Origin of the sequence: Corallococcus sp. AB018, from assembly GCF_003986945.1 — a bacterium.
In the GTDB taxonomy this organism is placed as follows: domain Bacteria; phylum Myxococcota; class Myxococcia; order Myxococcales; family Myxococcaceae; genus Corallococcus; species Corallococcus exiguus.
In genome coordinates this window covers 1-1,782 of record NZ_RAWR01000430.1, presented here as the reverse complement: position 1 = coordinate 1,782, position 1,782 = coordinate 1, and the positions used below count along the sequence as shown (strand labels likewise).

The window sequence follows — 1,782 nt, the reverse complement described above, 5'->3', positions numbered from 1 at the left end:
ACCCTCCCCCTCCCTGCCGCCCCGGCTGTGCGTGGGCGTGCTGTCCGGCACCAGCGTGGACGCGGCGGACGCGGCGCTGTGCAGGGTGGACGGCACCGGCGCGGACGTGAAGCTCCAACTGCTCGCGCATGTCTCCCATCCCTTCACGCCGGACCTGGTCGCGCGAGTGCTGGGCCCTCAAGACGCCCGGAGCCTCTGCGCCCTCAACTTCGAACTGGGGGAGCGCTTCGCCGAGGCCGTGCTGGCCGTCATCGCGCGCGCGGGCGTGAAGCGCGAGGACGTCCACGTCGTCGGCTCGCACGGCCAGACGATGGCCCACCTTCCTTCGGACCTGTCCGCCATCGCCTCCACGCTCCAGATTGGCGAAGCGGCCGTCATCGCCGAGCGCACCGGCCTGCCCGTCGTCAGCGACTTCCGCACCCGCGACATGGCGGTGGGCGGCCAGGGCGCTCCGCTCGTGCCCTACCTGGACTGGGCCGTCTTCCGGAACCGCGAACGGCCGGAGGTCACGCGCGCGTTCCTCAACCTGGGCGGCATCGCCAACATCAGCGTCGTGGGCGAGCACGTGGACGACACGCTCGCGTTCGACACCGGGCCCGCGAACATGGTGCTGGACGGGCTGGCGCGCCGGGTGACGCAGGGACGGCTCGCGTGCGACCGGGACGGGAGCCTGTCCTCCCGGGGCCAGGTGATCCCCGCGCTCCTGGAGGAACTGCTCGCGCATCCGTTCCTCGCGCGGCCACCTCCGCGCAGCGCGGGCCGCGAGGGCTTCGGCGAACCGTTGGTGGACCGGCTCTGGGCGGCGGCCCCGGAGCGGCCCCACGATTTGATGGCCACCGCGCGGGCCTTCACCGTGGAGGCCACCGCGCGCGCCTTCGACACCTGGGTGCGGCCCCGCTTTCCCCGGCTGGAGGCCGTGTATGTCTCCGGCGGCGGGACGCGGAATCCTGTGCTCATGGCGGATCTTCGGGCGCGGCTGGCCCCGGTGCCGTTGGAGCGGCTGGACGTGCTGGGCTTCCCCGAAGAGGCGAAGGAAGCGGCCCTCTTCGCCCTGCTCGCGGCCGAGCACCGGGCCGGGACGCCCGCGAATGTTCGCCCGGCAACTGGCGCCGGGCGCCGAGTCGTTCTAGGTAAGCTGACACCGTGAGCAGCGTGAACCTGATGGCCCGCGAAGTGGCCGCGAAGATCGTCTTCTACGGCCCCGGCCTGTCGGGGAAGACGACGACCCTGCGAAAGGTCTACGAGACCGTTCGCCCGGCCCACCGCGGAGAGATGATGTCCATCGCCACCGAAGGCGACCGGACGCTGTTCTTCGACTTCCTACCGGTCAAGGTCGAGCGCGTGGGCGACTGCTCCGTGCGCCTGGCCCTCTACACCGTGCCCGGGCAGGTCTTCTACAACGCCACCCGCAAGCTGGTGCTCCAGGGCGCGGACGGCGTCGTGTTCGTGGCGGACTCGCAGGCGGAGGCCATGGACGCCAACCGCGAGTCCCTGGCGAACCTGGAGGAGAACCTCCTGGAGAACGGCATCCGCCTGGACCGCTTCCCACTGGTGATGCAGTGGAACAAGCGGGACCTGGACAACATCCTCTCCGTGGAGGACCTGCGCCGGGAGCTCAACCCCCGCGGCGTCCCCGACTTCGAGACGGCCGCCGCCAACGGCCGCGGCGTGATGGACGCGCTCAAGACCATCACCCGGCTGGTCATCAAGGACCTGCGCGCCAAGCGCATCGTCCCGCCGCCCCGTCCCGCCCAGCCCGGCACGCCCCCCGCGGGCCTGGAG

2 protein-coding genes are annotated in these 1,782 nt (G+C 71.8%); both read left to right on the top strand.

Going from position 1 to position 1,782, the window contains the following annotated elements; all coding sequences use genetic code 11:
* On the top strand, positions 1–1,147 hold a 1,147-nt coding region (locus D7Y11_RS42505), incomplete at its 5' end, for an anhydro-N-acetylmuramic acid kinase (RefSeq protein ID WP_233607592.1).
* Positions 1,144–1,782, top strand: a 639-nt coding sequence (locus D7Y11_RS42500) for an ATP/GTP-binding protein (RefSeq protein ID WP_233607591.1), incomplete at its 3' end; no start/stop codon positions are given. The genes D7Y11_RS42505 and D7Y11_RS42500, both read left to right, overlap by 4 nt.